This is a genomic window from Xanthobacter tagetidis, assembly GCF_003667445.1.
In the GTDB taxonomy this organism is placed as follows: Bacteria; Pseudomonadota; Alphaproteobacteria; order Rhizobiales; family Xanthobacteraceae; genus Xanthobacter; species Xanthobacter tagetidis.
In genome coordinates this window covers 28,638-53,716 of sequence record NZ_RCTF01000017.1, presented here as the reverse complement: position 1 = coordinate 53,716, position 25,079 = coordinate 28,638, and the positions used below count along the sequence as shown (strand labels likewise).

At 72.4% G+C, this 25,079-nt stretch carries 25 protein-coding genes; 12 read left to right on the top strand and 13 right to left on the bottom strand.

The genetic code is table 11. The features are described 5' to 3' along the window. Window positions 1-13: 13 nt before the first annotated feature. Window positions 14-724, top strand: a complete 711-nt coding sequence (locus D9R14_RS17855) for a YoaK family protein (RefSeq protein WP_245420871.1) — start codon at window positions 14-16, stop codon at window positions 722-724. Between the two features lie 19 nt (window positions 725-743). Here D9R14_RS17855 and D9R14_RS17850 read toward each other — a convergent pair whose 3' ends face one another. After that, window positions 744-1,163 (bottom strand): DUF1330 domain-containing protein, encoded by a 420-nt coding sequence (locus D9R14_RS17850; protein WP_121624702.1) that lies wholly within the window; start codon window positions 1,161-1,163, stop codon window positions 744-746. A gap of 3 nt (window positions 1,164-1,166) precedes the next feature. Beyond that, window positions 1,167-1,979, bottom strand: a complete 813-nt coding sequence (locus D9R14_RS17845; RefSeq protein ID WP_121624701.1) for a crotonase/enoyl-CoA hydratase family protein — start codon at window positions 1,977-1,979, stop codon at window positions 1,167-1,169. 85 nt (window positions 1,980-2,064) lie between these two features. On the opposite strand from D9R14_RS17845, the gene D9R14_RS17840 reads away from it, so the two are divergent. The 4 genes from D9R14_RS17840 to D9R14_RS17825 all read left to right on the top strand — a co-directional run bounded on the left by D9R14_RS17840 (window position 2,065) and on the right by D9R14_RS17825 (window position 6,225). Next, window positions 2,065-2,661, top strand: a complete 597-nt coding sequence (locus tag D9R14_RS17840) for a TetR/AcrR family transcriptional regulator (RefSeq protein WP_121624700.1) — start codon at window positions 2,065-2,067, stop codon at window positions 2,659-2,661. A gap of 275 nt (window positions 2,662-2,936) precedes the next feature. Continuing rightward, window positions 2,937-4,388, top strand: coding sequence for a D-alanyl-D-alanine carboxypeptidase family protein (locus D9R14_RS17835; RefSeq protein WP_245420870.1), 1,452 nt, complete (start codon window positions 2,937-2,939; stop codon window positions 4,386-4,388). A gap of 80 nt (window positions 4,389-4,468) precedes the next feature. Continuing rightward, a complete protein-coding gene (locus D9R14_RS17830) occupies window positions 4,469-5,674 on the top strand; it encodes a CobW family GTP-binding protein (protein ID WP_121624699.1) in 1,206 nt (401 codons plus the stop codon). Beyond that, entirely contained in the window at window positions 5,671-6,225 is a 555-nt protein-coding gene (locus D9R14_RS17825; protein ID WP_121624698.1) for a DUF924 family protein, read from the top strand. The genes D9R14_RS17830 and D9R14_RS17825 overlap by 4 nt, the downstream gene beginning before the upstream one ends. Here the strand turns inward: D9R14_RS17825 and D9R14_RS17820 are convergent. Further along, on the bottom strand, window positions 6,215-7,435 hold the full coding sequence (locus D9R14_RS17820; RefSeq protein ID WP_184759626.1) for a TIGR03862 family flavoprotein: 1,221 nt from the start codon (window positions 7,433-7,435) through the stop codon (window positions 6,215-6,217). The two genes, D9R14_RS17825 and D9R14_RS17820, sit on opposite strands and share 11 nt — an antisense overlap. A gap of 290 nt (window positions 7,436-7,725) precedes the next feature. Here D9R14_RS17820 and rpmH point away from each other — a divergent pair, with 290 nt between their 5' ends. The 4 genes from rpmH to D9R14_RS17800 all read left to right on the top strand — a co-directional run bounded on the left by rpmH (window position 7,726) and on the right by D9R14_RS17800 (window position 10,909). Then, window positions 7,726-7,860, top strand: a complete 135-nt coding sequence (gene rpmH, locus D9R14_RS17815) for a 50S ribosomal protein L34 (RefSeq protein ID WP_121624696.1) — start codon at window positions 7,726-7,728, stop codon at window positions 7,858-7,860. Between the two features lie 26 nt (window positions 7,861-7,886). After that, window positions 7,887-8,303 carry a ribonuclease P protein component gene (gene rnpA / locus D9R14_RS17810; RefSeq protein ID WP_121624754.1) on the top strand — a complete coding sequence of 139 codons (417 nt, stop codon included), beginning with the start codon at window positions 7,887-7,889 and terminating at the stop codon, window positions 8,301-8,303. Next, the gene (yidC, locus tag D9R14_RS17805; protein WP_121624695.1) at window positions 8,300-10,138 is read left to right on the top strand and encodes a membrane protein insertase YidC; all 1,839 of its coding nucleotides are present in this window, start codon (window positions 8,300-8,302) and stop codon (window positions 10,136-10,138) included. The genes rnpA and yidC overlap by 4 nt, the downstream gene beginning before the upstream one ends. A 102-nt stretch (window positions 10,139-10,240) precedes the next feature. Then, window positions 10,241-10,909 carry a VIT1/CCC1 transporter family protein gene (locus D9R14_RS17800; RefSeq protein ID WP_170168662.1) on the top strand — a complete coding sequence of 223 codons (669 nt, stop codon included), beginning with the start codon at window positions 10,241-10,243 and terminating at the stop codon, window positions 10,907-10,909. A gap of 22 nt (window positions 10,910-10,931) precedes the next feature. Here the strand turns inward: D9R14_RS17800 and D9R14_RS17795 are convergent, their stop codons facing one another. The 3 genes from D9R14_RS17795 to D9R14_RS17785 form a co-directional block, all read right to left on the bottom strand. Continuing rightward, the gene (locus D9R14_RS17795; RefSeq protein ID WP_121624693.1) at window positions 10,932-12,053 is read right to left on the bottom strand and encodes a helix-turn-helix transcriptional regulator; all 1,122 of its coding nucleotides are present in this window, start codon (window positions 12,051-12,053) and stop codon (window positions 10,932-10,934) included. 94 nt (window positions 12,054-12,147) lie between these two features. After that, window positions 12,148-13,050 (bottom strand): RNA polymerase sigma factor RpoH, encoded by a 903-nt coding sequence (gene rpoH / locus D9R14_RS17790; protein WP_121624692.1) that lies wholly within the window; start codon window positions 13,048-13,050, stop codon window positions 12,148-12,150. Window positions 13,051-13,165: 115 nt separating this feature from the next. Further along, on the bottom strand, window positions 13,166-14,197 hold the full coding sequence (locus D9R14_RS17785) for an RluA family pseudouridine synthase (RefSeq protein WP_121624691.1): 1,032 nt from the start codon (window positions 14,195-14,197) through the stop codon (window positions 13,166-13,168). Window positions 14,198-14,233: 36 nt separating this feature from the next. Between D9R14_RS17785 and D9R14_RS17780 the strand changes: the two genes are divergently transcribed. After that, the gene (locus D9R14_RS17780; protein WP_121624753.1) at window positions 14,234-14,581 is read left to right on the top strand and encodes a DUF6476 family protein; all 348 of its coding nucleotides are present in this window, start codon (window positions 14,234-14,236) and stop codon (window positions 14,579-14,581) included. Between the two features lie 245 nt (window positions 14,582-14,826). Here the strand turns inward: D9R14_RS17780 and ftsH are convergent, their stop codons facing one another. The 6 genes from ftsH to D9R14_RS17750 all read right to left on the bottom strand — a co-directional run bounded on the left by ftsH (window position 14,827) and on the right by D9R14_RS17750 (window position 22,566). Then, on the bottom strand, window positions 14,827-16,755 hold the full coding sequence (ftsH, locus tag D9R14_RS17775) for an ATP-dependent zinc metalloprotease FtsH (RefSeq protein ID WP_121624690.1): 1,929 nt from the start codon (window positions 16,753-16,755) through the stop codon (window positions 14,827-14,829). Between the two features lie 165 nt (window positions 16,756-16,920). Then, entirely contained in the window at window positions 16,921-17,991 is a 1,071-nt protein-coding gene (tilS, locus tag D9R14_RS17770) for a tRNA lysidine(34) synthetase TilS (RefSeq protein WP_245420869.1), read from the bottom strand. Continuing rightward, on the bottom strand, window positions 17,978-18,874 hold the full coding sequence (gene ybgF, locus D9R14_RS23515) for a tol-pal system protein YbgF (RefSeq protein WP_121624689.1): 897 nt from the start codon (window positions 18,872-18,874) through the stop codon (window positions 17,978-17,980). The genes tilS and ybgF overlap by 14 nt, the downstream gene beginning before the upstream one ends. 156 nt (window positions 18,875-19,030) lie before the next feature. After that, window positions 19,031-19,522, bottom strand: coding sequence for a peptidoglycan-associated lipoprotein Pal (pal, locus tag D9R14_RS17760; protein ID WP_121624688.1), 492 nt, complete (start codon window positions 19,520-19,522; stop codon window positions 19,031-19,033). A 407-nt stretch (window positions 19,523-19,929) separates the two neighbouring features. Next, window positions 19,930-20,490: a 16S rRNA (guanine(966)-N(2))-methyltransferase RsmD gene (gene rsmD / locus D9R14_RS17755; protein ID WP_121624687.1), complete on the bottom strand. Its 561-nt coding sequence runs from the start codon at window positions 20,488-20,490 to the stop codon at window positions 19,930-19,932. A gap of 9 nt (window positions 20,491-20,499) precedes the next feature. Further along, entirely contained in the window at window positions 20,500-22,566 is a 2,067-nt protein-coding gene (locus tag D9R14_RS17750) for a pseudouridine synthase (RefSeq protein WP_245420868.1), read from the bottom strand. 105 nt (window positions 22,567-22,671) lie between these two features. Here D9R14_RS17750 and D9R14_RS17745 point away from each other — a divergent pair, with 105 nt between their 5' ends. Together D9R14_RS17745 and D9R14_RS17740 are read left to right on the top strand one after the other, a co-directional pair. Next, entirely contained in the window at window positions 22,672-23,115 is a 444-nt protein-coding gene (locus D9R14_RS17745; protein ID WP_121624685.1) for a nucleoside deaminase, read from the top strand. A 55-nt stretch (window positions 23,116-23,170) separates the two neighbouring features. Further along, a complete protein-coding gene (locus D9R14_RS17740; protein WP_121624684.1) occupies window positions 23,171-24,046 on the top strand; it encodes an NAD-dependent epimerase/dehydratase family protein in 876 nt (291 codons plus the stop codon). A 41-nt stretch (window positions 24,047-24,087) separates the two neighbouring features. On the opposite strand, the gene htpX is transcribed toward D9R14_RS17740, so the two are convergent. Continuing rightward, complete coding sequence (gene htpX / locus D9R14_RS17735; protein WP_121624751.1) at window positions 24,088-25,038, bottom strand: zinc metalloprotease HtpX; 951 nt, start codon at window positions 25,036-25,038, stop codon at window positions 24,088-24,090. Window positions 25,039-25,079: the final 41 nt, after the last annotated feature.

Sequence of the window (25,079 nt, the reverse complement as noted above, 5' to 3'; positions counted from 1 at the left end):
GGGCAGGAGAGGGATGGGTCACGCCGCGATGAAGTACCTTCTGCCCAGCCTGCTGTGCTTCAATGCCGGCTTCGTGGACACGGCCGGCTTCGTCGCCCTCAACGGCCTGTTCGCGGCGCACGTCACCGGCAACCTCGTCACCTTCGCGGCGGCGCTGGCGGACGGGCGCATGCCGGACCTGTCGAAGATCATCGCCGTGCCGGTGTTCTGCGTGGTAGTGGTGGCCGCCCGGCTGCTCAGCCAGGCGCTGGCGCAGCGCGGCATCGACGACTTCCGCGTGCTGATGGCGGCGAAGCTCGTGCTGCTCGCCCATGCCGCCCTGGTGGCGATCCAGGTCGGCCTGCCGCTCGCCGCCGACACGCCCAATGCCGTGATGACGGGCATGACGCTGGTGAGCGCCATGGCGCTGCAGAACGCGCTGCATCGCACCCACCTCACCGACGCGCCGCCCTCCACCGTGATGACCGGCACCATGACGCAGGTGCTGCTCGATGCGACGCAGGCGATGCGCCCGCCCGCCGGCGGCCTCCCGGAGCCCGTGCGCCTGCGCCTGCGCCGCTTCGCGCTGTTCTTCGCGAGCTTCTGCGGCGGCTGCGCGGTCGCCGCTCTGCTTTACCGGGCGGTGGGGGTCTGGTGCTTCCTGCTGCCGCCGCTGGTGGCGCTGGCGGAGATCCTCGTCCTGTCCGCCGCGCCGCCGGCCGAGCCCGCGCGCCCGGCCGGGTGAGCGGCGCGCGGGCGGCCGGTCAGCCGGAAAAGCCCGCGCCGGCCGGCAGGGGGCGGAAGCGCACGAGCCGGCTGTCGGCCACGCCCGCCTGCCGGTGCACGAGCGCCGCGCGGTAGCGCGGATCGGCGAACATGGCGACGAACGCGGCCGGGCTCGGATATTCCGCGATGAAGGCGATGTCCCACGCGGTTCCCGCCGGGCCGACGAGGCTGAGCTCGAAGCCGCCGCGCCAGACGATGCGCCCGCCGAGGTCGGCCAGCACCGGCGCGCTGAGCCGGCCATAGGCGCGGTAGGCCTCGATCCCGGTGGCCGCGCGCCGGTCTTCATATGCCGCCTGAACCCGCAGCCGGATCAGGTTCAGCATGTGCACCGGGCCGGGCCGGTCGTCGGCGCGGAACGCCTCGAACACCGGCTTGGCGAAGCTGGTATAGGCCTCCATGGCTCACGCTCCCGCCCGCGCCGACCACCGGCCGGGATAGTCCGGCGCGCGCCGGGCGATCCAGGCGTCGAGCCCCTCGCGCAGGTCGGCGGTGGGCGCCATGCGGGCGAACTGCTCCGCCTCGACCAGCAGTCCCTCGGCAATGGGCAGATTGATGCCGCGTGTGACCGCCGCGAGGATGGTGGCGACGGCGAGCGGCGAATGCACCAGGATCGCCTCCAGCAGCGCGCGCGCCGCCGGCAGCAGGTCCGCGTGCGGCACGACCGCGTTGACGAGCCCGAGTTCGAGCGCCCGCTCGGGCAGGAACGGCGCGCCGGTGAGCAGCAGCTCCATGGCGCGCTTGCGGCCGGCGAGGCGCGGCAGGCGCTGGGTGCCGCCGAAGGTGGGCGGCATGCCGAGCCGGATCTCGGGCTTGGCGAACAGCGCCCGGTCGCTGGCGATGGCGAGCGGCGCCGCCTCCGTCACCTCGCAGCCGCCGCCGAAGGCGAGGCCGTTGACCGCCGCAACGATGGGCTTGCGATAGGCCTCGATGCGCGCCGTGAGGCGCTGGCCGCGGGCGACGAAGTCGCGCAGCGCGGCCTCCGGGCTCTCGGCCACCGAGCGCGCGAACTCGGGGATGTCGCCGCCCGCCGAGAAGGCGCGCTCGCCGGCGCCGGTGAGGATGACGCCGCGCACGCCGTCGTCCGCCTCGATGGCGTCCAGGTGGCCGAGCAGCGCGTCGATGGTCGCGTAGTTGAGCGCATTGAGCTTTTCCGGACGGTTGAGCGTCAGCGTCGCGATCGTCCCGTTGCGCGCGATGAGAACCGGCAGGTACATGGGTCCACTCCTCCTGATTGCGTTGGCAGGAGCATGGGCGAAGGGCGCGGTTGAGTATACTCACTGGTCAGTATACATTGGCGCCATGCCGAAGCCCTCCGACACCCGCGCCCGCATCATCGACGCCGCCTCCCGCCTGTTCTACGCGGAGGGCATCGGCCGCGTGAGCGTGGACGCGGTCGCCGAGAAGGCCGGGGTGACGAAGCGCACGCTCTATTATCATTTCGAGAGCAAGGACCAGCTCGTCGCCGCCTATCTCGACGCCCGCGACCAGCCCAACCTGAAGCAGATGGCGGGCTGGTACGCCGCCGCCGCGGGCGGGCCGGACGAGAAGGTGGCGGCGATCTTCGCCGCGCTGGCGCGCGCGGCGCGCCATCCCAAGTGGAAGGGCTGCGGCTTCCTGCGCACCACGGCGGAGCTGGCCGCCCTGCCGGGTCATCCGGCGGTGAAGATCGGCGCGCGGCACAAGAGCGCATTCGCGGCGTGGCTGGCTGGCGAGATGTCACAGGCCGGCTTCGCCGCGCCCGAGGCGCTGGCGCGCCACATCCTGCTGCTGCTGGACGGCGCCTTCTCCGCCTCTCTGGTGCACCGGGACGCCAGCTGGTTCGAGGCGGCGGGCGAGGCCGCGCAGGCGCTCGTCGCGGCCCATCCGCGGGCGGCGGCCGGCGGCGCGGCCGCCTGAGGAACGCCGCCGGAACGGCGGTCTTTGCCGCGTCCCGGCCGGAATTGCCAAGATTCGCTCAAGTCATCGCCGCGCGATGCCGGCGACCGCGCCAGACCTTGCCGGAATGCGGCCAAATCATGGCCGGCACTGATCCACGCCGGATCGAGACCAGCACCCGTTTTACCCCGCATTGTCGCCCTGCGGGCGGGTTCCGGCTTTTCGGCGGTGCGGAAAGCGGATAAGGAGAGGCGGGAACATTCGGGGGCTGCACCTGAGATCGAGGAGCCGTAGGCTTGGCGCGCACCACCTTCCTTTCGCCTGCCATCCTGGCGCCTGCCATGCGCACGCTCGCCGCCTTCACCCTCGCTCTGGCGGGGCTGGCCACGGCGGGGCTGTCCGGCGCGCCGCCGGCGCTCGCCCATCCCTATCTCCTGGTGGAAGCCGATAGCGGCCGCGTGATCGAGCAGCAGGACGCCGGGGCGCCCTGGTATCCGGCCTCCGTCACCAAGCTCATGACCGTCTATGTGGCGCTCGCGGCGGTGAAGGACGGGCGCGTGACCATGGACACGCCGTTCACCGTCTCGGCGCTCGCAGCCTCGCAGCAGCCCTCCAAGATGGGCTTCCCGCCCGGCACCAAGGTCACGCTCGACAACGCCCTCAAGATGCTGATGGTGAAGTCCGCCAACGACATCGCCGTGGTGATCGCCGAGGGCGTCGGCGGCTCCATGCCGTCGTTCGTGGCCGAGATGAACGCCACCGCCCTGCGCCTGGGCATGAGCGGCACGCACTACGAGAACCCCAACGGCCTGCCCGATCCCGACCAGGTGACGAGCGCCCGCGACCTCGCCATCCTGGCCCGCGCCATCATCTACCATTTTCCCGAGCACGAGATGCTGTTCCGCATCCCGGCTATCCGGTTCGGCAAGATCGTGCTGCGCAACTACAACCGCCTGATCGACCGCTATCCCGGCGCGGACGGCATGAAGACCGGCTTCATCTGCGGCTCGGGCTTCAACCTCGTCGCCACCGCCACCCGCAACGGCAAGCGCCTGATCGCGGTGGTGCTGGGCGCGTCCTCGGCGGTGGGCCGCAACGAGGAAGCGGCGGTGCTGTTCGAGAAGGGCTTCCACCACACCTGGTCGATCTTCGGCGGCGGCACGAGCCTCGCCTCGCTGCAGAATGCCGGCGGCCCGCCCACCGACATGCGCGACGTGGTCTGCAACGCCAAGCGCAGGGGCACCGCGGCCGAGAACGAGGACGAGCTGGTGGCCGCCCAGAATGACGCCGGCTCGCCCTTCTCCTTCGCCGCCCCGGTGCAGTTCTCCGGCGCCGTGCTGCTGCAGCAGCAGCTCCCGCCCTCCATGCCGCCGGTGCGGGTCTATGCGGGGGTGAAGGCGCCCGCCGCCGACACGGAGACCGGCGTCGCCAGCGCCGAAAAGCCGAAGAAGAAGCCCGCCGTCCAGGAGGCCGCCCGCAGCGCGCCCGCGGACGGCACGGCCAAGCCGGCGACGAAGCCGGCGGCCAAGCCGAGCGCGGTCGCTTCGGCCCCGTCGGGCACCAAGGACGGCGCCAAACCCGCTGCCGCCGCCAGCTCGAAAAAGCCGGTCGATCCCAACGCGGCTCCGGTGACGGCCGGCGCGACGCCGGCCACCAAGCCGAAGCCCAAGCCCAAGAGCGACACCAAGAGCGACACCAAGCCCGAGACCCAGGCGGCGCCGCTGCCGCCGTCGAAGCCCCAGGGCTGATCCGCGCGCGCCCTCTGCCGCGACGGCGCAAGAGGGCGGCGGGAAGGGCGACGGTGGGGAAATCGTGCTAGATCGGGCCCATGCCCGATCCCAGCGCCTCCCATTCCAACGTGGCCCATGCGCAAGACTCCAGCGCCTCCGGTGCCACCGCGGCGCCGCTGCGCCGCCAGCCGCCGCCGCCGATCCCCGTCACGGTGCTGACGGGCTTCCTCGGTGCCGGCAAGACGACGCTGCTCAACCGCCTGCTCGCCGATCCCGCGCTCGCCGACACCGCCGTGCTCATCAACGAGTTCGGCGAGATCGGCCTCGATCACCTGTTCGTGCGCGAGGTGAAGGAGGGGGTGGTGCTGCTCTCCTCCGGCTGCCTGTGCTGCACCGTGCGCGGCGACCTCGTCGCGGCGCTGGAGGACCTGCTGCGCGGGCGCGACAACGACCGCCTGCCGCCCTTCTCCCGCGTCATCGTCGAGACCACCGGCCTCGCCGATCCCGCGCCGATCCTCCAGACCCTGATGGGCCACCCCTACCTCGCTCTGCGCTACCGGCTCGACGGGGTGATCTGCGTGGTGGATGCGGTGAACGGCGCCGCCTCCCTCGACGCCCACGAGGAGGCGGTGAAGCAGGTGGCAGTGGCGGACCGCATCGTGCTCGCCAAGTCGGACCTGCTGGCGGGCCCGGACGCGGAGGGCGCGCGCGCCGCGCTCACCGCGCGCCTCCGGCGGCTCGCGCCCGCCGCCCCCATCCTCGACGCCGCGGCGGGCGAGGCGGATGCGGCGCGCCTGCTGGAAGCCGGACTCTACGACCCCTCCGGCAAGATCCCCGACGTCGCCCGCTGGCTCGCCGCCGAGCAGGTGGCCGCGGCGCAGGAGGCCGCCGGCAAGGGGCACGGACACGCGCACGACCCGAACCGGCACGATGCGCGCATCCGCGCCTTCACGCTCGCCACCGACGCGGCAATCCCGCTCGCGACGCTCGACCTGTTCCTGGAGCTGCTGCGCGCCACCCACGGCGCCAAGCTGCTGCGCATGAAGGCGATCGTGAAGGTGAAGGAGCATCCCGAGATGCCGCTGGTGCTGCACGGCGTGCAGCACCTCATGCACCCGCCCGCGCGCCTTCCCGCCTGGCCGGACGACGACCATCGCACACGCCTCGTGATGATCGTGCGCGACCTCGACCCGAACGTGATCGAGCGCCTGTTCCACGCCTTCCTCGGCGTGCCGCAGGTGGACGCGCCGGACGCCGCCGTGCTCGCCGACAATCCCCTCGCACCGCCGGGACTGCGCCCATGATCGACACCCCCGCCGCCGTGCTCGGCTTCTGGCTCGCCGCAGGGCCGGAAAAATGGTTCACCGCCGATGCCGGCTTCGACGCGGCGGTGCGCGACGCGCTCCTGCCGCTGCACGAGGCGGCCGCCGCCGGCCGGCTGGACGCCTGGGCGGAAACGGCCGAGGGCGCGCTCGCCCTCGTGCTGCTGCTCGACCAGGTGCCGCGCAACGTGTTCCGCGGCACGCCGCGCGCCTTCGCCACCGACCCTGCCGCGCTCCACGCCGCGGAGGCGGCGCTGGCGCGCGGCGACGACGATCCGGCGCACCTCGGCGCCTTTGCGGCGCTGGCGAACTTCTTCTATCTGCCGCTGATGCATGCGGAGGACCCGGCGCGGCAGGCGCGCTGCGTCGACCTCTACCGCCGGACCGGCGACGAGAACGGGCTGAAATACGCGCTGATCCACCAGGAGATCATCGACCGCTTCGGCCGCTTCCCGCACCGCAACCCCATCCTGGGCCGCCCCATGCGCCCCGAGGAGCAGGCCTATCTTGACCAGGACGGCTTCAAGGGGTGAGGCGGGCGATGACGCCGTCCGCCGCCGCCCGTCCGGTGGAGAAGCAGGCCTGCAGCAGGTAGCCGCCGGTGGGCGCCTCCCAGTCGATCATCTCGCCGCACACGAAGGTGTCGGCGCGCCCGCGCAGGGCATAGTCGCGCCCGACCTCCGACCAGGCGATGCCGCCGGCGCTGGAGATGGCGCGTGACAGGCCGGACGTGCCGGTGACGGTGACGGGCACCGCCTTCACCAAAGTGGCGAGATGGGCGGCATCGCGCGGCCCGTCCGGCCCGAGCGCCTCGCGCACCAGCCCGGCGGCCGGCGGGGCAAGGCCCGCCGCCTTGCGCATCAGATTGGAGAAGGAGAGCTTGCGCGGCGCGGCCGAGAAGCGCGCGGCGAGCAGGTCGGTCTCCACGTCCGGACGCAGGTCGACCAGCAGCCGGGCCGGGCCGTCCTGCGTCGCACGGCGCAGGCGCTTCGACAGCGCGTAGACGGCGCCGCCCTCCAGGCCCTCCTGCGTCACCATCGCTTCGCCGCGCACCCGGACGCCGTCGATGGCGAGCGCGATGCGCTTCAGCGGCGCGCCGGCGAAATGGCTGCGGTAGGGCTCCGACCACGGTACGCGGATGCCCATGTTGGCGGGCGCGAAATCAGTGACGTGGATGCCCTTCTCCTTGAGCAGCGCCTGCCACGACCCGTCCGAGCCGAGCCGCGGCCAGGAGGCGCCGCCGAGCGCGAGCACGGTCGCGGCCGGCGCCACCGTCACGGGGCCGTCGGGCGTGTCGAACAGGAGGCGTCCGTCCGCGTCCCAGCCGCGCCAGGCGTGGCGCGCGTGGAACGTCACGCCCGACGCCGCGAGCCGGCCGAGCCAGGCGCGCAGCAGCGGCGAGGCCTTGAAGCTCCTGGGGAAGACCCGCCCGCTGGTGCCGACGAAGGTCTCCTCGCCCAGGCCCTGCGCCCAGTCCATGAGGGCGGACGGCGGGAACGCGGCGAGCGCGGCCTGGAGGTGCTCGCTCGCCTCGCCGTAGCGCGTGACGAGCCGCTCGAACGGCTCGGAATGGGTGAGGTTCAGCCCGCCGCGTCCCGCCATCAGGAACTTGCGCGCCAGCGACGGCATGCGGTCATAGACCGCGACCGCGAGGCCGGCGGCGGCCATGCGCTCGGCGGCGGCGAGGCCCGCAGGGCCGGCGCCGATGATCGCGACGAGCGGCGCATCCTTCTCAGAGACCATGGCCGCCATTTAAGCGCGGCCGCGGCGATTGGGAAGGGTGGAGCCGCCGCCGCCCGTGCGGGAGGCCCCCCGGCGCACCGCGGAAGCGCGCGGCGATTGACGCGCGCGCCTCGCCCCCCTATAAGCGCCCCGAACTCAGGCGGCTCCGGCGGCCGGAGCCCAGCCCTCATTCCTCGAGACGATCTCGCCTGTCGAGCCGATCGAGCGGGCACGGCGCACGGCGCCGCCGCAGCGAAGCTGCTGGGATCCGTGTCGCCGCGGCCACCACAGGAACCCCGGAGACCAGACCCGTGAAGCGCACTTATCAACCGAGCAAGCTCGTGCGCAAGCGCCGCCACGGCTTCCGTGCGCGCATGGCGACCCGCAACGGCCGCAAGATCATCGCGTCCCGCCGCGCCCAGGGCCGCAAGCGCCTGTCCGCCTGAGGGTGGAGACCGCGGAGCTGCCCGTCGTGGATCGCCTCCGCAAGCGCCGCGACTTCCTCGCCGCCGCCAAGGCCGCCCGGGCCGGCGTGCCTGCCTTTCTGCTGCAGGCGCGTGACCGGGGCGATGCGGGCGAGGTTCGCGTCGGCTTCACCGTCACCAAGAAGACCGGCGGCTCCGTGGTGCGCAACCGCATCCGCCGCCGCCTGCGCGAAGTGGTGCGCCAGGTGATGCCAGGCCGCGCCCGGCCCGGCTTCGATTATGTGCTGGTGGCGCGCGCCGAGGCGCTGCGCGCCCCGTTCGCCGATCTGGTCGGCGACCTCGAACGCGCCGTAGGCCGGGTGAACGCCCCCGGCAAGCCCAAATCCCGCCCCAAGCTGTCAGCGATCCCGCGACCGGAAAGCCCAGGGGCCGACGCCGCCGCCGACGGAGGCCATTCGCAATGAGCGACAACCGCAACATGTTCATCGCCATCGCGCTGTCGATGGCGATCCTGATCGGCTGGCAGTATTTCTATGGCGTGCCGCAGGCCGAGCGCCAGCGCCAGGAGCAGCAGCGCATCGCGGAGCAGCAGCAGCCTGCCCCGGCGCAACCGGGGTCCGCGGCGCCCACGCCGGGCGCTGCGCCAGGCGCGCCGGGCTCGGTGCCCCAGGCGGGCGGTGCCGCACCGGCCGCCGCCGCGCCGGTGACCCGCGCCCAGGCGCTCGCCGCCAGCCCGCGCGCCGCCATCGCCACCCCGAGCCTGAAGGGCTCGATCTCGCTGCGCGGCGCCCGGGTCGACGACCTGGAGCTGACGCAGTACCACGAGACCGTCGACCCCAAGAGCCCGAACATCGTGCTCCTGTCGCCCTCGGGCGCGCCGAACCCGTTCTATGCGGAGTTCGGCTGGACCTCGGCCGCCGGCGCGACCTTGAGGCTGCCCGGCGCGGACACGGTGTGGACCGCCCCGGCCGGCGCCGCGCTGACCGAGAAGACGCCGCTCGTCCTCACCTACGACAACGGCCAGGGCCTCGTCTTCCGCCGCACCTTCACGGTGGACGACCACTACATGTTCGCGGTCAAGGACGAGGTGGAGAACAAGACCGGCGCCGCCGTCACGCTCTACCCCTACGCCCTGGTCTCGCGCCACGGCCGGCCCAAGATCGAGGGCTTCTACATCCTCCATGAGGGCCTGATCGGCGTGCTGGGCGAAAGCGGCCTGCACGAGATCACCTACGCCAACATGGAGAAGGAGAAGCAGGTCACCGCCGCCGCCACCGGCGGCTGGCTGGGCATCACCGACAAGTACTGGGCGGCGACCGTCATCCCCGACCAGAGCGTGAAGGTGGACGGCAAGTTCTCCGCCGGCATGATCGGCAACGTGCCGACCTTCCAGGCCGACTTCCTGGCCGCGCCGCTCACCGTGGAGCCGGGCGGCACCATCGCCGCCAACGGCCAGCTGTTCGCCGGCGCCAAGGTGGTGCAGCTGGTGGACGGCTATGCCGAGCGCTACAAGATCGACCGCTTCGACCGCCTGATCGACTGGGGCTGGTTCTACTTCATCACCAAGCCGCTGTTCCTCGCCATCGACTGGATCTACGGGCTGGTCGGCAATTTCGGCATCGCCATCCTGGTCATCACCGTGGCGCTGAAGCTGGTGTTCTTCCCGCTCGCCAACAAGTCCTACGCCTCCATGGCGAAAATGAAGGCGGTGCAACCGGAGATGACCGCCATCCGCGATCGCTACGCCGACGACAAGGCGAAGCAGCAGCAGATGCTGATGGAGCTGTACAAGAAGGAGAAGATCAACCCGGTGGCGGGCTGCCTGCCCATCCTGATCCAGATCCCGGTGTTCTTCGCCCTCTACAAGGTGCTGTTCGTGACCATCGAAATGCGGCACGCGCCGTTCTTCGGCTGGATCCGCGACCTTTCGGCGCCCGACCCGACCACCGTCTTCAACCTGTTCGGCCTGATCCCGTGGGATCCCTCGTCGGTGCCGATCGTCGGCGCCTACCTGATGCTCGGCGCCTGGCCGCTCATCATGGGCGTGACCATGTGGGTGCAGATGAAGCTCAACCCGGCGCCGCCGGACCCGACGCAGCAGATGATCTTCAACTGGATGCCGATCATCTTCACCTTCATGCTGGCCCACTTCGCCGCCGGCCTCGTCATCTACTGGGCGTGGAACAACACGCTCTCGGTGGCGCAGCAGGCGCTCATCATGAAGCGCCACGGCGTGAAGATCGAACTGTGGGACAACATCCGCGGCATCTTCTCGAAGAAGGCGTCGGCCAAAAGCTGATCTTCAGGAACGGCTGATCTCCGACAACGGCTGATCGGCCGACAGCCGCCTCTTGTGGAACCGGAACGCCCGCCGGCGTTCCGGATGGACCTGGACGGACCCATGTCGGCAGGCGCGCGCATCCTCTCTTCGCTCAAGGCGTCCATCGGCGACGTGGTGTTCGGGATGGAGGACGGCACCGTCTCCATCTTCGGCCTCGTGTTCGGCGTCGCCATGACCACCAGCGATCCGCACACCGTGCTGATCGCCGGCGCCACCGGCGCGGCCGCGGCGGCGGTCTCCATGATGGCCGGCAGCTATCTCGACGCGGAATCGGTGCGCGATGCCCGCGCCGCCCGGCGCCGGGTGGTCGATCCGGCGGCAGCGAAGGCTGAGGCCGACGCGATCGCCGCCGCGCTCGCCCGCGGCGGCATGGCCCCGCAGGATGTGAGCACGGTCGCCGCAGCCCTCGGCCGCGCCCCTTCCGCCGCCGCCGGCCTGCGCGCCGAGCTCGCCGACGCGGAGGACGGGGCAAGCCCGGCCTCGCACGCCTTCTGGATGTTCGTCTCCGATCTGTTCGCCGGCTTCACGCCGGTGCTGCCGTTTGCCTTCCTGCCCATGGAGAGCGCCCGCATCGTCTCGCTGGTGCTCACCACGGTGCTGCTGGTGGCGCTCGGCGTCGGCCGGGGGCTGGTGGGCAAGCGCTCGGTGGTGCGCGCCACTCTGGAGACGCTCGCCATCGCCGCCTCCGCCGCGCTCGCCGGCGTCGCCATGGGGCATTTCCTGTCCTGATGCGGGCGGCGCGCCGTCCGGCTCAGGGGCGGGCCGCGGCGAGGCGCATGACGATGGCCACCAGTTCGCCCTGCCGGCTGATGCCGAGCTTGCCGAAGATCGCCCGCAGGTGCGAGCGCGCGGTCTCGTAGCTGATGCCGCCGGCCGCGGCCACGTCCCTCAGGGCGCCGCCCTGCCCGAGCGCCTCCGCGAGCTTCGCCTCGGCCGGGGTCAGCCCCATGTCCTGGAGCAGAGGGGCGACCGCGCGCGGCGCGGCATCGAGCGCGCGGATTAGCAGCAGCGCGCCGCCTGCGCCGAAGGTGATGATCTCCAGCGCATCGAGCCGGGGCCGGATCGGCACGGCCTCCACCATGAGCCAGCCTTTGCCGGAGGGCCGGCGCACCAGCACGGCCTTGGCGGCCGGCAGGCCGCCGCCGTCCGGCAGCGCCGCCCCGATGGCGCCCTGGAGCCGGGCGTCGTCGTCCCGTCCCGCGGCCGAGACGCGCCGGCCGGCCACCAGCAGGCCGTCGCCCAGGAGGCTCTCGGCGACGGCGTTCACGTGGCGCACGTCGCCCGCCGCGTTCAGCATCACCACGCCCCAGGCGAGGTGCGCCAGCGCCACCGCGACATCGGCCGACATCCGCCGCGCCTCCACCAGCGCCGCGGTGACGGCGATGGCGCGCCCGAGATGGGGCGCGAGGCGCGCCAGCGCAGCCACGTCCTCGTCCTGGAACAGGTCGCGCTTCACGCTGCGTTGCACGCCGATGGACAGGAGCCGCCCTTGGCCCAGCGGCGCGATCGCCGCCATGGTCTGGCGGATGCCATGGCGGCGCAGGAAGTCCTGGTAGAAGGGATCGCGGGCGATCTCCTCCTCGGTCATCACCACCCGGTCGGTGCCGACGATGCCAGGCTTCAGGCCGCGCTGCACCACGCGCATGCTGGGGGTGTCGTGGCGCCACCAGCCCTGCTGGTAGTCCACATTCGCCTCGGCGAGGCTGTCGGAGGCGAGCCCGACCAGCGGCCCGTCCGTCCCGAGCGGGATCATGGTGGTGCCGAGCGCGCCGAGCGCCAGAGACAGGTCTCCGAGCGCCTGCTGCCAGCGCTCCGGCTCGAGCGCAGCGGCATAGACGCTGTCGACCACGGACAGCAGATCGCGAGCGGCCATCCCCCCTCCGCACGGCGCGTCGAATGGCTCACTTAAAGTGAGCGCCTCGCGCGATGCAACGGGATTTGCGCCGGCCCGGCGGATCGGTGGGCGATCAGGCGCCCACCGGCTCCGCGCTCGGGGATTCGGTCTGGCGGACGCGATCCATCACCGCCTTCTGCACCTTCTCGAAGGCACGCACCTCGATCTGGCGCACGCGCTCGCGCGAGACGCCGAACTCGCTCGCGAGGTCCTCCAGCGTCATGGGGTCCTCGCTGAGGCGCCGCGCCTCGAAGATGCGCCGCTCGCGGTCGTTGAGCACGGAGAGCGCGCCGGCCAGAGCAGAGCGGCGGTTGTCCAGCTCCTCGCTCTCGGCGAGTTGTTCCTCCTGGTCGAGGCGCTCGTCCACCAGCCAGTCCTGCCACTCGCCGCCCTCGCTGTCCTCGCGGATGGGGGCGTTGAGCGAAGCGTCGCCCGACAGGCGGCGGTTCATGTCGACCACGTCCTGCTCGGTGACGCCGAGCTTGGTCGCGATCTGCTTCACCTGGTCGGGGCGAAGGTCGCCCTCCTCCAGCGCGGAGATCTGGCTCTTGGCCTTGCGCAGATTGAAGAACAGCTTCTTCTGCGCCGCCGTGGTGCCCATCTTCACGAGGCTCCACGAGCGCAGGATGTATTCCTGGATCGAGGCGCGGATCCACCACATGGCATAGGTGGCGAGGCGGAAGCCCTTGTCGGGCTCGAAGCGCTTCACCGCCTGCATGAGGCCCACATTGCCCTCGGAGATCACCTCGGAGATCGGCAGGCCGTAGCCGCGATAGCCCATGGCGATCTTCGCCACGAGGCGCAGATGGCTGGTCACCAGCTTGTGAGCGGCTTCGCGGTCGCCGTGCTCGCGCCAGCTCTTGGCGAGCATATATTCCTGTTGCGGCTCCAGCATGGGGAACCGGCGGATCTCCTCGAGATACCGCGTGAGCCCGCCCTCGGCAGAGGGAATGGGAACGTTCTTGACCTGGGCCATCAGAGGCCTCCTTGCGCTGCGGTCCCCGTCCGGGCGGCCGCTTTCGCGGCGGCATGACGCCCGCCGCGTCGTCCAATCATACAGATACGTTCGGGGCGCGAATAGGTTTCCGCGCTCACGTCGCCGAGAGGGCGTCGCGCAGCGCGGCGAGGTCTTCCGGAAGCGCGCTGTCGAAGCTCAGCGGCTTGCCGGTGACGGGGTGGGCGAAGCCGAGGCGCTCGGCATGCAGCGCCTGCCGGCCCAGCCGCGCCAGCGTGTCGCGCGCCGCCTGGGGCAGCCGCGCGGCCTTGGTGCGGAAGCCCTGGCCATAGACCTCGTCACCCAGGAGCGGATGGCCGATATGGGCCATGTGCACGCGGATCTGGTGCGTGCGGCCGGTCTCCAGCCGGCAGCGCACCAGGCTCGCGAGGGGCGCGCCATCGGTGCCCGGATACGTCTCCACCAGCTCCCAATGGGTGATGGCGTGCCGCCCGCTCTGGCGCACCGTCATCTTCTGCCGGTGCGTGGGGTGGCGGTCGATGGGGGCGTCGACGCTGCCGCGCGTCTCCGGCACGCCCCAGACGAAGGCGAGATAGGCGCGCTCCAGCGGCCCGGTGCGGCCGTGGTCGGCGAACTGGGCGGCGAGACCCTTGTGGGCCGCATCCGACTTCGCCACCACCAGGAGGCCGGAGGTATCCTTGTCGATGCGGTGGACGATGCCGGGCCGCTTCACCCCGCCGATGCCGGACAGGGTGTCGCCGCAATGGTACAGCAGCGCGTTCACCAGCGTGCCGCCGGCATGGCCCGGCGCCGGATGGACCACGAGGCCGGCCGGCTTGTCGATGACGACGAGGTGGGCGTCCTCGAAGGCGATGGCGAGCGGAAGGTCCTCCGGCACCGGCGCGGCCGGCTCGGGCGCCGGCACGCTCACCACGAAGGCGTCGCCGGCATTGACCCTCTGGGCCGCGTCCCCTACCACTCGGCCGTCGAGCGCCACTTGCCCTTCGGTGATCAGGCGCTTGATGCGGGTGCGGCTGAGATCGGCGAGGTGCCGCGCCAGCACGCGGTCGAGCCGCTCGCCCGCGTCCTCGGGCGCGGCCACGACGGGGCGCTCCGCCCCCGCGGCGGGGTCGAGCCCCTCGGACAGCGCGTCGTCCAGATCGTCCATCCCGTGTATCGGCACCATCAGACCCCAGGCCCGCTCATGTTCCACCGTCCGCCGCCCATCGACACGCCAGACGAGGCGCTGACCCCCGAGCAGGAGCGCGTCATCGCCAAGTTCCGGCGCTTCTCCACCATCTCCATGCTGATCATGGTGCTGGGCGTCGCGAGCGTCATGGGCGTGATCGCCTACCGGATGATGCGCGCCAAGCCGCTCGCCGAGGGCGCCCAGACGGTGCTGCTGCCCAAGGGGGCGAAGATCGTCTCCACCGCCGTCGCGGGCGACGTGGTGGTCGTGACGCTGGATATAGGCGGTTCGGTGGAGATTCGCACGTTCGACGCGCGCACCCTCGCCCCCGCCGGCACCCTGCGCTTCGCCGCGCAGCCCTGAGGGGCGATCCGGCGGCCCGAAAAGGCCCGTCTCCGGCTTGCGCCGCTTCGCGTTGCCGTCCACCCGCGCGCCAGCACTCCGCCATGCCGAAACGCCATGCGGCTGGCGCAGACCCATGCCGGGTCCGTGCGGTGTCCATACGGGACCCATCCGGGGCTCTCGCAAGCCCGCGAAAGCAAAACGCCCGCCGGTTGCGGCGGGCGTTTTCGTTTCGGCAATACCCGCCCGGTCGCGGCGGGCCGGCCTCAGGCCTGGGGCTGCGGCTCGATCGAGCCGCCGGCGCCGCCGGGACGGGGACGGTTCTTGCCCGCGGTCGGGATCGCCGAGCCACGCGGGTTCGGCGGATCGATCACGCTCTCGCGGTTCGGCGTCTTGCCGTCCATGAGGTCGATGATCTCGTCGCCCGACAGGGTCTCGTACTCCAGGAGGCCCTTGGCCAGGGTCTCAAGGTCGCTGGACCGCTCGGTGAGGATGCGCTTGGCCTCCTGGTAGCCCTCGTCCACCAGACGCCGGACCTCCTTGTCGATGGTCTGGGCGGTGGCCTCCGAGATATTCTGGTGGCGCTGCATGGACATGCCCAGGAACACCTCGTCCTGGTTCTCGCCATAGGCCACCTGGCCGAGCAGGTCGGAGAAGCCCCATCGCGTCACCATCATCTTGGCGAGGCGGGTCGCCTGCTCGATGTCGGAGGCGGCGCCGGACGTCACCTTGTCGTGGCCGAACACCAGCTCCTCCGCCACGCGCCCGCCCATCATGATGGCGAGGCGGGAGGTCATCTGCTCGTAGGACATGGACAGCTTGTCCCGCTCGGGCAGCTGCATGACCATGCCCAAAGCGCGGCCGCGCGGGATGATGGTGGCCTTGTGCACCGGGTCGGTCGCCGGGACGTTGAGGGCGACGATGGCATGCCCGCCTTCGTGATAGGCGGTCAGCATCTTCTCTTCCTCGGTCATGACGAGCGAGCGGCGCTCGGCGCCCATCATCACCTTGTCCTTGGCGTCCTCGAACTCGGACATGGTGACCATGCGCTTGTTGCGCCGGGCCGCCATCAGCGCCGCCTCGTTGCAGAGATTGGCGAGGTCGGCGCCCGAGAAGCCGGGCGTGCCGCGGGCGATGGTCTTCAGGTTCACGTCAGGGGCGACGGGGATCTTGCGGGCATGCACCTTCAGGATCTGCTCGCGGCCCACCACGTCCGGGTTCGGCACCACCACCTGGCGGTCGAAGCGGCCCGGGCGCAGCAGCGCCGGGTCGAGCACGTCCGGACGGTTGGTGGCGGCGATGAGGATGATCCCCTCGTTCGCCTCGAAGCCGTCCATCTCCACCAGCAGCTGGTTGAGGGTCTGCTCGCGCTCGTCATTGCCGCCGCCGAGGCCGGCGCCGCGGTGGCGGCCCACCGCGTCGATCTCGTCGATGAAGATGATGCAGGGCGCGTTCTTCTTCGCCTGCTCGAACATGTCGCGCACGCGGCTCGCGCCGACGCCCACGAACATCTCCACGAAGTCGGAGCCCGAGATGGTGAAGAACGGCACGTTGGCCTCGCCGGCGATGGCGCGGGCAAGCAGCGTCTTGCCGGTGCCGGGCGGGCCGACCAGCAGCACGCCGCGCGGGATGCGGCCGCCGAGGCGCTGGAACTTCTGCGGGTCGCGCAGGAATTCCACGATCTCGGTGAGGTCGCTCTTCGCCTCGTCGATGCCGGCCACGTCCTCGAAGGTCACGCGGCCGTGCGCCTCGGTGAGCAGCTTGGCGCGCGACTTGCCGAATCCCATGGCCTTGCCGCCGGCGCCCTGCATCTGGCGCGACAGGAAGATCCACACACCGATCAGCGCCAGGAACGGCAGCCAGGAGACCAGCAGGCTCACGAACCACGGCACGTTGTCGGACGGCGGCCGGGCGGTGATCTGCACGCCCTTGCCATACAGCCGCTGGACCAGCGAGGGGTCGCTCGGCGCATAGGTCTGGAACGAGCCGGGGCGGTCGGAATAGGTGCCGGTGATGTTCGGCCCCTCGATCACGACCTCGCGCACCTTGCCCGCGTCCACGTCGGACAGCAGCTGGGAGAACGAAATCTCGTTGGCGTTCGTGCGCTGGCCAGGGCTCTGGAACAGCGAGAACAGCGCAAGCAGCAGCAGGACGATGATCACCCAAAGGGCGAAATTACGTAAATTGGCGTTCATTGAACCCTCTTGGGGACGCCCGAAAGCATGGCACCCGTCCTCCCTTCCCTTCCGGAAATCGCTCCGGCCGGGCGCGGATGAGGCTCCATTCCCGCTACGTCCGTTCCCTAATCTAGGTTGCGCCCCCCCTCTTGCCAAGGCGAGGGCGCGCCGCGCGGCCTGAAATCAGTGCGAGACGGATCTCTTCCTGCGGTCCGGCGCCGCCGATACGCAGAGTTCGCCCCGCCGGATCGTCACCAGGGCACCGGCCAGGGTGCGACGAAGTGGGGTCGGCTCACCTTTCAACCGCGCGTGGATCTGCTCGGCCATCGCCTCCAGCTTGGCAAGTTCGGCCGGCCCCTCCCGGCCGCAATGACCGATGGCGCGCGCGAGCAGGCGCAGGCCGATCTCCTTCGGCAGGTCCCCGAAGCCCGCAAGGTCGAGGCGCACCGGCCCGCCATCCTGCCACGGCCCCAGGGCGGTGCGCGCGCCGGCCTGGTCGGCGGCGCGTTCCAGCGCCTCGTCCGCCCGCGCCATGCGCCGCGCGAACAGCGCGAGCCGGGCCGGGGTCAGGCCCTCCTCCGCCAGAAGCGGCGCCAGCACCCGGAGGCGGGCCCGCGCATAGCGCGTGTCGACGTTGCTCGGGTCCTCGACGAACGGCACCCCCGCGGCCCTCAGCGTGGCGACCAGCCGCGCCTTCGGCACGCCGAGCAGCGGCCGCAGCAGGGCGATGCCGTCGCGGCGGCTCGCCGGGCGCATGGCGGACAGGCCGGTGAGGCCGGACCCGCGGGACAGGCGGAACAGCACCGTCTCCGCCTGGTCGTCGAGGGTATGGCCGAGGGCGATCGCGCCGCATCCGCGCGCCTTCGCCTGGGAGATCAGAAGCCGGTAGCGGGCCGTCCGCGCGGCCTCCTGGACGCCGGTCGTGGGCTTGGCGCCGCGCCAGACCAGCGTGGCGTGGGAGAGGCCGATGGCATCCGCCAGCGCGCCGACCGCCTCCGCCTCGCGGTTCGAGCCCGGCCGCAGCCCATGGTCGACGGTGAGGATGCCCAGCATGGGGCCGTGACCGCGCGCCTTGCGCCAGCGGGCGGCGAGCACGGCGAGCGCGGTGGAGTCCGGCCCGCCGGAAACGGCGATCAGGACGCCGGGATGGTCGAGGAAGGGGGCAAACAGGCCCTCAAGCTCATGGTCGCCGACCGGTTCGGCACGCGCGCCGCGCAGCCCTCGTAAGGAGGGGTCGCCGTCAGCAGCCGACACGCTTCTGCTCCCGCTCCACCGCCTGGCGCACCGGGGCCTGCGCGCGGGGATACTTGCGCTCCACCTCGGACAGGGTGGCGCAGGCGGCCTCCTTCTCGCCGAGGATGGCGAGCGACTGCCCGACCCGCAGCAGCGCCTCCGGGGCGCGCAGCGAGTTGGGATACTTCACCGTCACGTCGAGGAACGAGTTGGCGGCGTCCTTGTAGTTCTTCTGCAGGAACAGGCTCTCGCCCAGCATGAAGGTGGCGTCGGGGACGACGCGGTCGTTGCCGCCGGTCTGGGCGATCTGGCGGAAGGTCTGCTCCGCGCCGGCATAGTCCTGGCGCTGGATCTGGCCCTGTCCGGCGTCGTACAGCTCGCGCGGGCTGGCGCCGGGGCCGGGCAGCGCGGCGACCTGGGCTCCGGCCGGGCCGACGGGCGGACGCACCAGACCGCCGGAGGCGCTCGCCGGCGAGCCGAGCTGCTGCGGCGCGCCGGGGGCGCCCGGCTCCGCATTGGGATCGAAGGCATCGGAGCGCCGGCCGTTGGCCGCGGGGGCGAGCGGCGGCTTGGCTGCGGGCGCGGCGCCCGTCGCGGCGGGCGGGCGCGGCACGCCGCCGCCTTCCTCCAGGCGGCGGATCTGGGCTTCGAGCTGCTGGTTGCGGTACTGGAGCTGCTCCACCTGCCCGGTGAGCTGGCGCAGCGCGTTCTCCAGCCGCTCCATGCGCGTCACCAGTTCGGTGGCGTCGACGCCCTGGGGATGCTCCTGGACCTGGCCCGGCGGCTTGAACAGGTTGCCGAACAGCCCGCCGTCCTGCTGGGCAGAGGCGGCGGGCGGAAAGGCGCACAGGACCGCGGCGAGGGCGCCGGCCAGAGCGCCGGCCATGGGCAGACGATGGATCATGATCGAGAACGGGGCGCTCGGTTTCGTGGGAGGAACGGGGAACCGTCCTCAGCCCTCATGTTACCGTGGGGATAGCGTCCAAAGTGTGACCCCGCAACGGGTTTCCGCCGTTCGGCGGCAATCTCCCGCGGGTCGCCCCGCGGGAGACGGCGGGCCTCAGGAGGCGCCGCCGGCGTTCAGCACCGTGACGGCGCGGCGGTTCTGCGACCAGCAGGAGATGTCGTTGCACACTGCCACCGGGCGCTCCTTGCCGTAGGAGATGGTGCGCATGCGGGCGATGTCGATGCCGCGCGAGGCGAGATAGTCGCGCACCGCCTGGGCGCGCCGGGCGCCGAGGGCGATGTTGTACTCGCGCGTGCCGCGCTCGTCCGCATGGCCCTCGATGACGAAGGTGTAGCGGTTCCACTGCTGGAGCCACTGCGCCTGCCGGTCGAGGGTGGCGCGGGCCTGCGGGGTGAGGTCGGTCTGGTCGCTCTCGAAGAACACGCGGTCGCCCACCGCGACGATGAACTCCTGGGGAGACCCGGGAGGACCGGCCTGGCCGCCTGCCGCATTGGGGTTCGGCGTGTTCGCGCACGCGGCGAGCGCCAGCGCGAAGCCGAAAAGAGCCGCGAACCGGAAGCCGCGAGCAAAGCCGATGAAACGCATTTCCGGTGTCTCCCTTCTCAACACGCGTACCGGAGGCTCCATCTAGCCGCCGTCCGGTTAAGCGAACCTTCCGTGGAGCGCCTTCCGCAGCGGCGCGAGCCGCAATTCGATCGCCGGAAGACGCAAACCGCGGCGCATGGTTTCTCAAACCTTGTCGCGCCGCCCGTGTCGTGCCTGAGCGCCGCAATGCCGGGCGACGCGCGGCCGGGAACGGACGCGGCATCGGCTCGGCGCTGGGAGCGGCCGGGCGGGATCGAAGCCCGTGCCCCCGGACGGGCCTTCACTGATGCGCTCTCGTGGCGTCATCATGGCGAGGGGGTGCAGGGGTTGGGGCAGGGGTTGGGGCAGGGCCGTGGGGCCGCTTCTGCGGGCCGGAGCGTTGCCCGAGGGCAACAGTCGGCGGCCGGTCAGGCCGGCCCGGCGCGCTCCAGGAAGGTCAGCTCGCTGTCGTCATAGGCGCGCCGTTCCAGCTCGCGGAAGCCCTCGGGCGCGGCGAAGGCGCCGGTGCGCTCCTCCACCACCACCAAGGCGTCGGGCGTGAGCCAGCCGTCGCGCGCCGCCGCCAGCGCGGCCTCGGCGAGGCCCTTGCCATAAGGCGGATCGCAGAAGACGAGGCCGAACGGCCCGTCATTGGGCCCCGCCGGGCCGAGCCGGCCGGCATCGCGGCGGAAGATCTTCGTCGATCCGGTGAGGCCGAGCGCCTCCACATTGTCGCGGATCAGGCCGCGCCCCTCGGCGCTGTCGTCCACGAACAGGCAGAAGCGGGCGCCGCGCGAGAGCGCCTCCAGCCCGAGCGCGCCGGTCCCGGCGAACAGGTCCAGCACCTGTGCGCCCGCGCAGGGGTCGCCATAAGCGTGGGCGAGCACGTTGAACAGGCTCTCGCGCAGCCGGTCGGAGGTGGGGCGGATGAGGCCGGCGCGCGGCCCCTTCAGCACCCGTCCCTTGAGGCTGCCGCCGACGATGCGCACCGCGCCGCCTCAGCTTTTGCCGCGCGGCCCGCTGCGGGGGCCGGACTTCGGGCCAGACTTCGGGCCGCCGGACGGCCGGCCACCCTTGAATCCCTTCGGCCCGGCGCCCTTGCCGCCGGGACCGCGGCTGCCCGGCCCCTTGGCTCCCGGACCTTTCGGCCCGGCGCCGCGCGGCCGCTCGCCGGCGAAGCCTTCGCTGCGGGGACGCTCGCTCCTGCCGCCTTCTCTGCCGCCTTCGCTGCGGAAGCCGCCGCCGACGCTGCGCCGGGGCGGGCGACCATCCTCGCGGCCGTCGGAGCGTTCGGCGAAGCCGCGGCCCGGACCGCGCGGGCCGGCGCCGGGGGCACCCTCGCGCCGGGGCGGCCGGTCGCCATAGGACGGACGCTCGCCGCGCGGCGGACGGGCGCCGGCGTCATCGTCCCGCCGCGCGCGGGGCGGGCGGTCCTGATAGCTGCGCTGCGGCCGGGCGCCGCCCCGCTCCTCCTCGCCGCGCGGACGGGGCGGACGGGAGGGCCGCTCGGCGCGGTCGCCAGCGAAGTCGTCCCGGCGCGGGCCGCCCGGCGCGCGCCCGATGCGGTGGTCGCCGTCGCCCGAACGGGGCGCGCGCGGCGGGCGGTCGCCGCCGGCATCCTCGCGCCGTGCACGGGGCGGACGGTCCTGATAGCTGCGCTGCGGGCGCTCGCCGCCGGCATCCTCCCGGCGGGCGCGGGGCGGCCGGTCGGCGAAGCCGCGGGCGGGGCGCTCGCCAAATTCACCGCGCTCGCCACTCCGGGGGCGCTCGCCGCTCCTGGCGCCGCCCTTGCGGAAATCGGGCCGCGCCTCGCGCTCGTCCGATCGGGACGGGCGGCCGCGCGGCCCCTCGCGGCGCCCCTCGGTGCCCTCCTCGCGGGCGAAGCGGCCCGGGCCGGCGCGCCGCGGCTTCTCGCCGAAGCGGCCTTCGGGGCGGTCGAAGTCCCTGCCGCCATCCTTGCCGCCGGGCCGACCGCGCCGCGCGCCGTCGCTTTTGCCGCCGCGGGCGGGACGGGCCGGGGCCTCGGTCTTCACCACGCGCTCCACCGTCACGGTACGGCCCTTGCGGTCCGCCACCGTGCCGACGCTCTCCAGTTCGCGCTCCTCGCGCCGCTTGCGATCGCGGCCGCGCGGGGCGGGGGCGTCGTCGACGGCGCGCTCCTGCCGGACTCGGCCGGGACGGCGGGCGGCGCCGGTCTGTTCCTCGCGCTCGGCCTGCCGCTTGCCGGCGGGGCGCAGCGGACGGACCGGCACCTGTTCGATCTCGCGCTCCACCATCGGGCCGGCGAAGTCGGCCCCGGAGGCGGCGGCGATCTCGGCGCCGATCTGGTCGCGCAGGATGCGGGTCTTCACCTCCTCGATGCCGCCCTCGGCGATGTCGCCGAGCTGGAACGGCCCATAGGAGACGCGGATCAGCCGCCCGACCGTGAGGCCGAGCGCGCCGAGCACGTTGCGCACCTCGCGGTTCTTGCCCTCGCGCAGCGCCACCGTGAGCCAGGCATTGGCGCCCTGGGCGCGGTCGAGCGTCGCCTCGATCGGGCCGTACTCCACCCCGTCCACGGTGATGCCCTTGATGAGCGCGTCGAGCTGCGCCTGGTCGACGCTGCCATTGGCGCGCACCCGGTAGCGGCGCAGCCAGCCGGTCTCCGGCAGTTCCAGCACGCGGGCGAGGCCGCCGTCATTGGTCAGCAGCAGCAGGCCCTCGGAATTGAGGTCGAGCCGGCCGACGCTGACCAGGCGCGGAAGGCCCTGCGGCAGGATCTCGAACAGCGTCGTGCGGCCTTCCGGGTCGCGGTTGGTGGTCACGACGCCGCGCGGCTTGTGGTAAAGGAAGAGGCGGGTGCGCTCGCGCTCGGGCAGCGGCGCGCCGTCCACCATGATGGCGTCGGCGGCGGTCACGGTGAAGGCCGGGCTCTCCAGCACCGTGCCGTTCACGGCGACGCGGCCTTCGGTGATCCAGTCCTCGATCTCGCGGCGCGAGCCGAGCCCGGCGCGGGCGATGACCTTGGCGACGCGCTCGGCGTCTTTCTGGGGGGCTGCGGGGAGCGCGCGCTTGTCGCGCGGCACGCGGTTCTTTTCCTTGCGGGGCGGTGTGGTGCGGGGCATGGAGGGGCGATAGCACAGCGCGGGCGCGGCCGCGAGCGGCGCTTTTGCGGCAGTTGCGGAGATCGGATGTCGGGAACCTTCATGCAGATGGCGCTCAACGAGGCGCGCGCCGCCGCGGAGCGGGGCGAGGTTCCGGTCGGCGCGGTGCTGGTGCGCGGCTCCCAGGTGATCGCCCGCGACGGCAACCGCACCCGCGAGCTGTCCGATCCCACGGCCCACGCGGAAATCCTGGTGCTGCGCGCCGGCGGGACGGCGCTGAAGTCCGAGCGGCTGCTGAACTGCGACCTCTACGTGACGCTGGAGCCGTGCGCCATGTGCGCGGCGGCGATCTCGTTCGCCCGCATCCGCCGGCTCTATTTCGCCGCCGCCGATCCCAAGGGCGGCGGGGTGGAGCACGGCCCGCGCTTCTTCTCGCAGGCGACCTGCCACCACGCCCCCGAAGTCTATGGCGGCATCGCCGAGCGGCAGGCCTCGGAAGTGCTGAAGGCGTTCTTCAGGGAGCGGCGGTGAAGGCGGCGGCCGGGGCGCGCTTGCCTGCGGCCTCCCGCTCGGGCAAGACCGGGTCATGACGACCCTCGCCGCCCTCGGCTTCGGCTATTGCGCGCGCCATCTGGTGGCGCTCCATCCCGGCGCCTTCTCCCGCGTGATCGGCACCGCCCGCACGCCCGAGAAGGCGCGCGCCATGCCGGCGGGCGTGGAGGGCTTCGTGTTCGACGGGCAGACGCTGTCGCCCGATCTGGCGGCGGCGCTGGCGCGGGCCGATGTGCTCGTGGCCTCCGCCCCGCCGGACGAGACCGGCGACCCCGTGCTGCGGATCGCCGGGCCGGCGCTCGCGGCCGGGCGCCTGTCGCAGGTGGTCTATCTCACCACGCTCGGCGTCTACGGCAACCATGACGGCGCCTGGGTGGACGAGGCGACGGCCCCGCGCCCGGACAGCCCGCGCCTGGTGCGGCGGCTGGAGGCGGAAGCGGCCTGGCTCGATTTCGGCCGGCGCGCCGGCATCCCGGTGGCGGCGCTCCGGCTCGCCGGCATCTACGGCCCCGGCCGCAACGCTTTGGTGCAGGTGCGCGCCGGCGAGGCGCGGGCGATCGCGCGGCCGGGCCAGGTGTTCAACCGCATCCATGTGGACGACATCGCCAGCGCCATTCTCGCGGTGGTGGAACGGCGCTTCTCGGGCGTGCTCAACGTCACCGACGACGAACCCGCCGCCTCAAGCGATCCCATCCTGCACGCCGCGGCGCTGCTCGGCCTGCCGGCGCCGGAGGTGGTGCCCTTCGCCGAGGCGGCCAAGGCCATGAGCCCCATGGCGCTGAGCTTCTGGGCCAACAACAAGCGCGTCTCCAACGCCCGGCTGAAGGGCGAGCTCGGCGTGGTGCTGGCCCACCCGACCTATCGCGAGGGTCTTTCCGCCTTGCGCGCGGCCGGCGAAGGCGCCGCCTGAGCGGTGCCACTCTCGGCCGCGGCCTGAAAGCGGCACGTCATTCAGCCCCAGGGGCCGCGCCGGGGGCCACCCTGCCCACCGCTCTGGCCGCCCCACGGCGCACGCGGCGCCGGGCCGGCGGGAGCGGGGCGGACGCTGCCGCCCATGCGGCGGGCGAGCTCGGTGAGCGCGGCGATGCGGTTCTCCGCCGCCGGATGGGTGGAGAACAGATTGTCCATCCGCGCCCCCGACAGCGGGTTGATGATGAACATGTGCGCGGTGGCGGGGTTCGCCTCGGCCTCGTAATTCTCCACCTGGTGGACGCCGCCGGAGATCTTGGCGAGGGCGCTGGCGAGCGCCATGGGGTTGCCGGAAATCTCGGCGCCGCCCCGGTCGGCCTCGTATTCGCGCGAGCGGGAGATCGCCATCTGCACCACCATGGCGGCGAGCGGGGCGAGGATCACCATGGCGATGGTGCCGATGGCGCCGAACGGGCTGCCGCCCTCCCGGTTGTGCCCGCCGCCGAAGAACATGCCGAAGTTCGCCAGCATGGAGATGGCGCCGGCGATGGTGGCGGTGAGGGTCATGGTGAGAGTGTCGTAGTGCTTGATGTGCGCCAATTCGTGCGCCATCACGCCCGCCACCTCGTCGGGGGTGAGCATCTCCAGCAGGCCCGTGGTGGCGGCGACCGCCGCGTTCTGCGGGTTGCGGCCGGTGGCGAAGGCGTTCGGCTGCGGGTTGTCCATGATGTAGACCTTCGGCATGGGCAGGCCCGCATTGTGGGCGAGCTGGCGCACCATGCCGACCAGCTGCGGCGCGGTGCGGTCGTCCACCTCGCGCGCGCCGTACATGCGCAGGACCATCTTGTCCGCGTTCCAGTAGCTGAACACGTTCATGCCCGCGGCCACCACGAAGGCGATCATCATGCCGCCCTGGCCGCCGATCATGTAGCCGACGCCCATGAACAGCGCGGTCATGCCCGCGAGCATGATCACCGTCTTCAGGTGGTTCATCTTCTCCTCCAGGAGCCGGTATCCGGCCGGCCCCATTGCAT

Bases quoted from the DNA above. Each gene is read 5' to 3' on its own strand.
- D9R14_RS17850 (WP_121624702.1), bottom strand. From the start codon at position 1,163: ATGGAGGCCTATACCAGCTTCGCCAAGCCGGTGTTCGAGGCGTTCCGC.
- D9R14_RS17820 (WP_184759626.1), bottom strand. From the start codon at position 7,435: ATGGTCTCTGAGAAGGATGCGCCGCTCGTCGCGATCATCGGCGCCGGC.
- D9R14_RS17840 (WP_121624700.1), top strand. From the start codon at position 2,065: ATGCCGAAGCCCTCCGACACCCGCGCCCGCATCATCGACGCCGCCTCC.
- D9R14_RS17785 (WP_121624691.1), bottom strand. From the start codon at position 14,197: ATGGACGATCTGGACGACGCGCTGTCCGAGGGGCTCGACCCCGCCGCG.
- D9R14_RS17740 (WP_121624684.1), top strand. From the start codon at position 23,171: ATGACGACCCTCGCCGCCCTCGGCTTCGGCTATTGCGCGCGCCATCTG.
- ybgF (WP_121624689.1), bottom strand. From the start codon at position 18,874: ATGATCCATCGTCTGCCCATGGCCGGCGCTCTGGCCGGCGCCCTCGCC.
- D9R14_RS17855 (WP_245420871.1), top strand. From the start codon at position 14: ATGGGTCACGCCGCGATGAAGTACCTTCTGCCCAGCCTGCTGTGCTTC.
- rpoH (WP_121624692.1), bottom strand. From the start codon at position 13,050: ATGGCCCAGGTCAAGAACGTTCCCATTCCCTCTGCCGAGGGCGGGCTC.
- ftsH (WP_121624690.1), bottom strand. From the start codon at position 16,755: ATGAACGCCAATTTACGTAATTTCGCCCTTTGGGTGATCATCGTCCTG.
- D9R14_RS17745 (WP_121624685.1), top strand. From the start codon at position 22,672: ATGTCGGGAACCTTCATGCAGATGGCGCTCAACGAGGCGCGCGCCGCC.
- htpX (WP_121624751.1), bottom strand. From the start codon at position 25,038: ATGAACCACCTGAAGACGGTGATCATGCTCGCGGGCATGACCGCGCTG.
- pal (WP_121624688.1), bottom strand. From the start codon at position 19,522: ATGCGTTTCATCGGCTTTGCTCGCGGCTTCCGGTTCGCGGCTCTTTTC.
- D9R14_RS17845 (WP_121624701.1), bottom strand. From the start codon at position 1,979: ATGTACCTGCCGGTTCTCATCGCGCGCAACGGGACGATCGCGACGCTG.
- D9R14_RS17795 (WP_121624693.1), bottom strand. From the start codon at position 12,053: ATGGCCGCTCGCGATCTGCTGTCCGTGGTCGACAGCGTCTATGCCGCT.
- D9R14_RS17825 (WP_121624698.1), top strand. From the start codon at position 5,671: ATGATCGACACCCCCGCCGCCGTGCTCGGCTTCTGGCTCGCCGCAGGG.
- D9R14_RS17800 (WP_170168662.1), top strand. From the start codon at position 10,241: ATGTCGGCAGGCGCGCGCATCCTCTCTTCGCTCAAGGCGTCCATCGGC.
- D9R14_RS17780 (WP_121624753.1), top strand. From the start codon at position 14,234: ATGTTCCACCGTCCGCCGCCCATCGACACGCCAGACGAGGCGCTGACC.
- yidC (WP_121624695.1), top strand. From the start codon at position 8,300: ATGAGCGACAACCGCAACATGTTCATCGCCATCGCGCTGTCGATGGCG.
- D9R14_RS17830 (WP_121624699.1), top strand. From the start codon at position 4,469: ATGCCCGATCCCAGCGCCTCCCATTCCAACGTGGCCCATGCGCAAGAC.